The organism is Natroniella sulfidigena, assembly GCF_023223645.1.
In the GTDB taxonomy this organism is placed as follows: Bacteria; Bacillota; Halanaerobiia; order Halobacteroidales; family Halobacteroidaceae; genus Natroniella; species Natroniella sulfidigena.
Genome location: NZ_JALKBY010000002.1, coordinates 243,258 through 252,100 on the forward strand (window position 1 = coordinate 243,258; position 8,843 = coordinate 252,100).

Here is an 8,843-nt window from a genome sequence, read left to right on the forward strand (position 1 = left end):
ATTCACCTCCTTACTAAAAAACCAACATTTCAACTGAAAACAATCGAAAAATAAACGTCAGGCTATCCTGACGTTATTATTCTTCTTCAAAATCTTGTTCAGCAAAAATCTCATCAATTTTAGTTTCAATCTCTTCCTCTGTCTTATCTTCTGTTAAAACTAACTCACTGATCAAAATCTGTCTTGAATTACTCAACATCTTCTTTTCACCAGTAGATAATCCTTTTACTATATCACGTATAGTGAGGTTTCTAACAACCTCAGCTACCTCAAAAATATCTCCCGTCTTTATTTTTTCCGTATTAGCTCGATAGCGACGATTCCAATTTTGAGACATCTCACTCTGCTTTCCTTCTAAGACTTCGTAAACATGTGGTACAACCTCTTTATCTATTACATTCCTTAACCCAATCTCTTCTACATTATCTTTAGGAATCATAACCTTCATTTCACCGATTGGCAATTTCATGATATAATATTGTTTTGTTTCACCTAAAATCTCTTTCTCTTCTACATCTACAATAGTTCCAGCTCCATGATTCGGATAGACAATCTTGTCCCCAATTTCAAACATTAATATAACCCTCCATTCAATACATAATCATCCCAATTTATTATATCATATTTAAAGCCTTATATCAATTAAATATGTCGATCCAATAAGACTTGATCTCGTAACCTCTTTAATCCTTCTTTAATTGCCTGTGCTCTAACTTCCCCAACTCCATCAACATCATCCAATTCATCAATTGAAGCATTAAGTATCTCCTGAAAATCTCCAAAAGAAGCAACTAAATTCTCAATCACACTCATTGGCAACCTGGGTATCTTTCTTAATAGTCTATACCCCCTAGGGGAGACTGATAAATCCAAGGCACTCATATTTCCCCCATAACCCAAATGTTTACTAATTGATGATAGACTTAATAATTCATCCGAAGAACTATCTGATATTTTATCAAAAATATCCTCTTCATCATCTTCAACTTTTTCATCATCTTGCTCTTCTACCTGTGCTTCATAATCTTTAATAATTAATAATCCTTCATCTTTTACATTGGCTACTAACTCTTTTAACTGCATCTTGATTAAACGCCCTTCATTGCCTAATTCATTGATATACCTTTCAATTTCATTACCAATCCTTAATACCATCTCTGCTCGTTGAATTACAGTTACTACTTCGGAAACAGTAACTAAATCTTCAAATTCTAAAGCACTCAAATTGGTCAGGGCTTGATCTAATACACTTCTATACTTCTCTAATGTTTGTATAGCTTGATTAGCTTTAGTTAAAATAACCCTAATATCTTCAAGGATATATTTTTTATCATTTTTATATAATGTAATTATATCTCTTCTTTGCGAAATTGAAATAACTAATTCTCCTGTTTGTTTAGATATCCGCTCTGCAGTTCTATGCCTAGTACCAGTCTCTACTGAAGAAATTGAAGGATCAGGAACTAATTGTGCATTAGCACATAAAATTCTTTCTGTATCACTACTTAAAACAATAGCTCCATCCATCTTTGCTAGTTCATATAATCTGGTAGGTGTTGCTTCAGCATTAATATTAAATCCACCATCAACCGCTCCTAAAACTTCCTCACTATCACCTACAACAATTAATGCTCCAGTCTTTGCTCGCAGTATATTCTCCAAGCCTTCCCTAAAAGAAGTTCCAGGAGCAATTAACTTTAATATTTCAGAAAATTTTTCATCCTTAGATAAACTAGACATTTATTCCCCTCCCAGAATAAAATCTAATACTTCTCTAATATCTCTAACTGCATTAACCTTTAAATCATCATCAAGGTTTGTCAATGACTCTAAGTTACTTTTGGGAATAATAAATTCTCTAAAACCTAATTTACTTGCTTCGATTACTCTCTTTTCAATCTGGTTAACAGCTCTTATTTCACCAGATAATCCTACTTCCCCAACTACAGCGACATTTTTAGGTACAACCAAATCTCTAAAACTGGATACAATAGCCACAATTATTCCTAAATCAACTGCTGGCTCATTGACTTGGAATCCTCCTACAATATTAATATAAATATCTTGTCCTTGAATATGTAAACCTAGTCTCTTTTCTAAAACTGCTAATAATAAAGAAACTCTTTTATGATCAATTCCAGTTGTCATTCGGCTTGGAGTTCCAAAGTTAGCTGCTCCTACTAAAGCTTGTAACTCAATCAAAATTGGTCTAGTTCCCTCCAGACAAGGAATCACTACAGAACCAGGAACCTCTTGTGGTCTTTCTTCAATAAAGACTTGAGAAGGATTCAATACTTCTGTTAACCCCTCTTGCTCCATTGTAAAAATTCCAATCTCATTTGTAGATCCAAACCGATTCTTAACAGCTCTTAAAATTCGATAAATATGATTAGAATCTCCCTCAAAATACAATACAGTATCTACCATATGCTCTAATGTCCTCGGGCCAGCTATAGAACCTTCTTTAGTCACATGACCAATTAAGACAATTGAAATTTCTTCTTTCTTAGCTAAGTGCATTAATCGTCCCGTACACTCTCTTACCTGACTAACACTACCAGGTGCTGACTCCAATTGCGGATTATAAATAGTTTGAATTGAATCTATAATTATTAACTCTGGTTTTAATTGTTTACTATTTTTAATAATTGATAATAAGTTAGTTTCTGCTAGAATATATAATTCAGAATTAACTGTTTTTAAACGATCAGCCCTTAATTTAATCTGCCTTTCAGATTCTTCACCAGAAACATATAATACTTTCTTATTTTGTTGAGTAATGTTATAAGCGGTCTGTAATAAGAGGGTTGATTTTCCAATACCTGGATCTCCGCCGATTAATGTTAAAGATCCTGTTACAACTCCCCCTCCTAACACTCGATCTAACTCTGTAAAATCTGTTTTAATCCTATCTTCAGTAGTGATTTCAATCTCATCTATCTGCTGAGGAATAGCATCAGTCACTAATTTCTCCTCTTTTTTCTTGCGTTTTTGATCAATGATCGTCTCTGTTAATGTATTCCAACTATTACAACTTGGGCACTTCCCACTCCACTTCAATGCTTTGTAACCACATTCTTGACAAACATATCTTCGCTTATTTTTCGCCATAAAACCACCTATCCACAATAGACTTAACCTTTATTATAACATTTTTGGGCTGATTTAACAAGGAAATTAAGAAAGCAGGTATTACCTGCTTTCTTGAAGTTAAACTTTATCAAATTGAAGTTCTTCATTTTGACAGTCAACTTTTATTTGATCCCCATTATTAAACTCATCAGCTAGAAAATGTTCTGCTAAAGAATTTTCTACTAAACGTCTAATTGCTCTTCGTAAGGGTCTCGCTCCAAACTCCTTATCATATCCTTCTTCAGCGATTAACTCCTTAGCTGCTTCAGTGACTTCTAATTTAATATCTTTTACTCCTAATCTTTCTTCTAACTCCTCTAACATTAAATCAACAATCTCTTTAATATCTTCTTTAGAAAGAGCATGAAAAACAATTATTTCATCTAATCTATTTAAAAACTCTGGTCTGAAAGTATCCTTTAATTTTGATTTAACCATCTCTTTCATTTCTTCGTATTCCCTATTCTCTATATCAGTTTCAACTGCTTTGAATCCAACTCCTCCTGACTTACTCTGAATCAAATCTGCTCCAACATTTGAAGTCATAATGATCATTGTATTCTTAAAGTCAACAGTTCTTCCCTGAGCATCTGTCAGTTGACCATCTTCTAACATCTGTAATAAAATATTAAAGGCTTCTGGGTGAGCTTTTTCAATCTCATCCAGTAAAATAACTGAGTAAGGTCTTCTTCTAACCTGCTCCGTCAACTGACCACCTTCTTCATGACCTACATATCCTGGAGGAGAACCAACTAATCTAGAAACAGCGTGCTTTTCCATATATTCTGACATGTCAACTCTAATCATAGCATCTTCATCATCAAACATTACTTCTGCTAAGCTTTTAGCTAATTCTGTCTTTCCGACTCCTGTTGGCCCTAAAAAGATAAATGAACCAATTGGACGCTTAGGATCTTTCAATCCTGCTCTTGCCCTTCTAATTGCTTGTGAAACCGCTTGGACTGCTTCATCTTGACCTACAACCCTGCGGTGCAATTCCTCTTCTAGATTAAGCAGTTTTTCTGATTCTTCTTGGGCCAACTTTGTAACTGGAATTCCTGTCCAATCAGAAACAATCTGTGCTATAGTCTCTCTAGTAATAACAGTCTCACTCATTCCTTTTTCATTCTTCCACTCTAATTTTATCTTTTCTAGCTCATCTTTTGCATCTTGTTCTTGATCCCTCAAGCTAGCGGCCTCTTCAAACTCCTGAGCTTCAATAGCAGCTTCTTTTTCTTGCTCAATTCTTTCTAACCTTTTTTCTAAATCTTTAATTTCATTAGGTGCTGTATTTTGCTGTAACTTTATCTGAGAACCAGCTTCATCAATTAAATCAATTGCTTTATCAGGTAAGAAACGATCACTTACATAACGATGAGAAAGCTCAGCTGCAGCAGAAATAGCTTCATCTGTAATCTTAACTCGATGATGTGCCTCATAAACATCTCGTAAACCTTCTAAAATCTTTTCAGTATCCTCTACAGAAGGTTCCTCTACTAAAATAGATTGAAATCTCCTCTCTAAAGCTGCATCCTTCTCAATATATTTACGATATTCATCTAAAGTAGTTGCTCCTATTGTCTGCAGCTCTCCTCTAGCTAAAGCTGGCTTTAAAATATTAGCAGCATCAATTGCTCCTTCTGCTCCACCAGCTCCAACTAAAGTATGCAATTCATCAATAAATAAGATTATATCACCAGAATCTTCAATCTCTTTCATAACTGCCTTTAATCGCTTTTCAAACTCTCCTCTATACTTAGATCCTGCTAGTAGTGAACCTAAGTCCAAAGCCAAGATTTTCTTCTCATTTAACAGTTCAGGAACTTCCCCCTCAACTATTCTTTGGGCCAACCCTTCTGCAATAGCTGTCTTCCCTACCCCTGGCTCTCCAATTAAGCAAGGATTATTCTTTTTACGCCGACTCAAAATTTGAATTACTCGTTCTATCTCCTTACTCCTTCCAATAACAGGATCTAATTTATCTTCAGCTGCAAGGTTAGTTAAATCTGTCGTGAATTTATCTAAACTTCTACCGTTTTGATATCCGCCTCTTTTTTTCTTACGTCCCTTTTTAGCACCACCTAACAACTTGATAACCTCTTGCTTTATCTTATCAAAATCTGCTCCTTCTTCTTTTAAAATTCGTGCTGCTACTCCTTCTCCCTCTTTAAGCAAACCTAATAGCAAATGTTCCGTTCCTACATAATTATGTCCTAATCGCCGAGCTTCTTCTAAAGAAAGATTTAAAACTTTTTTAGTTCGAGGAGTAAACGGTAAGCTATCACTTTCAACTTCATCATTTCCAGTTCCAATAATATCTTTAACCCTAGCTCTCAACTTCTCTAAATTAAATTTGCTATTTTCTAATACTTTAGCTGCTACTCCTTCCCCTTCTTTAAGTAATCCTAACAATAAATGTTCTGTTCCTACATAGTTATGATTAAATTCTCTAGCTTCTTCTTGAGAAAAAGCCATTACCTTACGAGCTTTTTCAGTAAACCTTCCAAAAATCACATTAACCCCCCCTTAGTCTAATAATTCTTTAATCAACTCAGCTCGATAGATCTCTCTTTCTTCAATTGATAACTTCTGCCCTTTAGTCAGTTGTAAAGTAGCCGGTCTAATCATCACCATCAATTGATTCAAAATTGTTGGCTCTATCCTTTTTATTATACCCAAATCAATTCCTAATCTTACATTAGAAATTAATTCCATTGCTTCCTCTATTGAAATACTATAAGCATGTGTTAAAATCCCATGAGCACGATAGACTTTATTTTTAACACTTACCTCTTGTTCTTGTAATAACAACTTACGAGCATTCTTCTCCTGTTCAATAATTTGTTGAGTTACCTCTAATAAGTTTTCTCTTATTTCTTCTTCTGAATGTCCTAAAGTCACCTGGTTAGAAATCTGATATAAATTTCCTACTGTCTCAGTTCCTTCCCCATATAAACCTCTAACCGCCAATCCTAATTGTGAAATAGCTGACATCAACTTTTCAACTCGATTAACCATATTTAAAGCAGGTAAATGAACCATAATTGAAACTCTCAAACCAGTCCCTACATTGGTTGGACAAGCAGTCAAATATCCATACTCTTCAGCAAAAGCTATATCTATCTGATCTTCTATATGATTATCTAATCGATCTGCTACACTCCAAGCTTCTTCTATCTGTAATCCAGGTAATAATACTTGCACCCTTAAATGATCCTCTTCATTAACCATTAAACTGATTGTCTCATCTTCAGATAATGCAACTGCTTTATGTTTATTAGTTTGGGTATGCTCAGGACTGATCAGATGTTTTTCTACCAACATCTTTCTTTCAAACTCTGATAAACTATCTATACCAATTAGTTCAAGTTGAAAGTGATCATCCTCTTCCAATAACTGTTCAACTTTACTTCCTACCTGCTTCAACTCTTCATTACTAGCATGGTGAGTAAAACTTAAATCACTAACATTACGGGCCAACCTAACTCTACTACTGACCACAACATCAGAATTTGGCCCTAATTCTTTCATCCATTGATTCATAATCTTCTCTTCCATACTCTTCACCCCCTATTATCCAATCTATCTTCCAACTCCTTAATTTCATCCCTCAAAACTGCTGCTCTTTCAAACTCCTCTTTAGCTACTGCCTGCCCCATCTCTTCCTTTAAATTATTAATCTTTCTTTTAACTCTTACATTCTCTCCAATTCTTTTAGGAATTTTACCTGTATGGCGATTACTACTATGAATCCTTCGTAAAATCTTATTAATTTTATCACCGAAATAGTCATAACATTGGCTACAACCTAAACGCCCATTATGGCTAAATTCTTGATAACTCAAATCACAATTACTACATCTTAATTGTTTACTCGACAAATTTATCTGATGATGAGAATGAGGCTTGCTATTTAAAAGACCAGTCAATAAATTATTAAAGGAAAAATCAGACCCAAATTTTAATTCACCAGTTGCTTGAGCACACTCTTTACAAAAATATAACTCTTGCTTCTTATTATTAATAATTTTAGTTACATGGACCGATGCCTCTTTTTCTTGGCACTCTTGACATAGCATTTTACCCCTCCTTTTTAATTAATACTCGTAAAACACCCTTTAACAATTGAGCTCTTACTATATCTCGCAGTGGTATTTTTAGACCAATATTCTGCCTATTAACTACAGCCTTCAGCAACTTCTGTTCACTTGAAGTAATAATTTCTTCTTCAGCTAAACGATCAATAATATTGTATGCAGTCAACTGATCAATTTGGCTCCCTATTTCATTATACAATGTTTCAATAATATTATAACTTAAATCTGAATCTACTTTAGTAATTTGAATATAACCATTACCACCTCTTTGACTATCAATTATATAACCTTTTTCTAAAGTAAACCTAGTATTCAACACGTAATTAATTTGAGATGGAACACAACTAAATCTACTAGCTAACTGACTTCGTTGAACCCTAATAATATTATTATGCTCTAATAGCTTTTTTAAATAGTTTGCAATTTGGTCTGAAAGGCTACTCATGCTGTTATCTCCCTCCCAGAAAGTCTGACTATTACTGACTTTAATTATATTATACTATATTTAGAGTATTCTTTTGCAAGGATTATTATCAAGCAATATTACTTAAAAAAAAAGATTAAATTAAAAAAAATAAGATTTCCTCTTATTTTTAGCTAAAATCTAAATTTTTCTACTAATTATTTTTTACTTAACAACAAAAAAAGATACCCTTTTACTAAATTTAGGTATCTAAAAAACAATGGCTCCCCGAGTAGGACTCGAACCTACGACAAAGTGGTTAACAGCCACTCGCTCTACCAACTGAGCTATCGGGGAACAACGTATTTAATTAGTATTTAACATTTAATAATGAATATTTAATAATTAAACTAATATTAGTATTTAACTATTCAATCTTCATTATTCAGTATTAAATGTTTTTTATACATTCAAAACTGCACAATAGATATTTCTAGATTAAGCCCTCGATCTATTAGTACCAGTCAGCTGAAGATGTTACCATCCTTATACCTCTGGCCTATCTACCTGATAGTCTATCAGGGATCTTACTAGATTCACTCTATGGGATATCTTATCTTAAGGTTAGCTTCACGCTTAGATGCTTTCAGCGTTTATCAAATCCGTACTTGACTACCCAGCAATGCCCTTGGTAGACAACTGGTACATCAGAGGTACGTCCATCCCGGTCCTCTCGTACTAGGGACAGCTCCCTTCAAATATCCTACGCCCACGACGGATAGGGACCGAACTGTCTCACGACGTTCTGAACCCAGCTCGCGTACCGCTTTAATTGGCGAACAGCCAAACCCTTGGAACCTGCTTCAGCTCCAGGATGCGACGAGCCGACATCGAGGTGCCAAACCTCCCCGTCGATGTGAACTCTTGGGGGAGATAAGCCTGTTATCCCCGGGGTAACTTTTATCCGTTGAGCGACGGCAATTCCATACTCTACCGTCGGATCACTAAGCCCTACTTTCGTACCTGCTCGAGTTGTAGCTCTTGCAGTCAAGCTCCCTTCTGCCTTTACACTCTGCGTGCGATTTCCGACCGCACTGAGGGAACCTTGGGGCGACTCCGTTACTCTTTAGGAGTCGACCGCCCCAGTCAAACTGCCCATCTGAAACTGTTCCAACACTGGATAACAGTGCATGGTTAGAATTCCGGCACAT

7 protein-coding genes, 1 tRNA gene and 1 rRNA gene are annotated in these 8,843 nt (G+C 35.1%); all 9 read right to left on the bottom strand.

Going from position 1 to position 8,843, the window contains the following annotated elements; translation table 11 throughout:
• Positions 1-76: 76 nt before the first annotated feature.
• Entirely contained in the window at positions 77-574 is a 498-nt protein-coding gene (locus MWH28_RS02515; RefSeq protein ID WP_248617686.1) for a CarD family transcriptional regulator, read from the bottom strand.
• 68 nt (positions 575-642) lie between these two features.
• Positions 643-1,740, bottom strand: a complete 1,098-nt coding sequence (gene disA / locus MWH28_RS02520; protein WP_248617687.1) for a DNA integrity scanning diadenylate cyclase DisA — start codon at positions 1,738-1,740, stop codon at positions 643-645.
• Positions 1,741-3,111, bottom strand: a complete 1,371-nt coding sequence (gene radA / locus MWH28_RS02525; RefSeq protein ID WP_248617688.1) for a DNA repair protein RadA — start codon at positions 3,109-3,111, stop codon at positions 1,741-1,743.
• 99 nt (positions 3,112-3,210) lie between these two features.
• Positions 3,211-5,643, bottom strand: coding sequence for an ATP-dependent Clp protease ATP-binding subunit (locus tag MWH28_RS02530; RefSeq protein WP_345894743.1), 2,433 nt, complete (start codon positions 5,641-5,643; stop codon positions 3,211-3,213).
• Positions 5,644-5,658: 15 nt separating this feature from the next.
• Positions 5,659-6,690, bottom strand: coding sequence for a protein arginine kinase (locus tag MWH28_RS02535; RefSeq protein ID WP_248617690.1), 1,032 nt, complete (start codon positions 6,688-6,690; stop codon positions 5,659-5,661).
• Positions 6,691-6,695: 5 nt separating this feature from the next.
• On the bottom strand, positions 6,696-7,211 hold the full coding sequence (locus MWH28_RS02540; RefSeq protein WP_248617691.1) for a UvrB/UvrC motif-containing protein: 516 nt from the start codon (positions 7,209-7,211) through the stop codon (positions 6,696-6,698).
• A gap of 1 nt (position 7,212) precedes the next feature.
• Positions 7,213-7,674 carry a CtsR family transcriptional regulator gene (locus MWH28_RS02545; protein ID WP_248617692.1) on the bottom strand — a complete coding sequence of 154 codons (462 nt, stop codon included), beginning with the start codon at positions 7,672-7,674 and terminating at the stop codon, positions 7,213-7,215.
• A 239-nt stretch (positions 7,675-7,913) separates the two neighbouring features.
• Positions 7,914-7,989, bottom strand: a tRNA-Asn gene (locus tag MWH28_RS02550).
• 137 nt (positions 7,990-8,126) lie between these two features.
• Positions 8,127-8,843 (bottom strand): 23S ribosomal RNA (locus MWH28_RS02555); the annotation flags it as partial.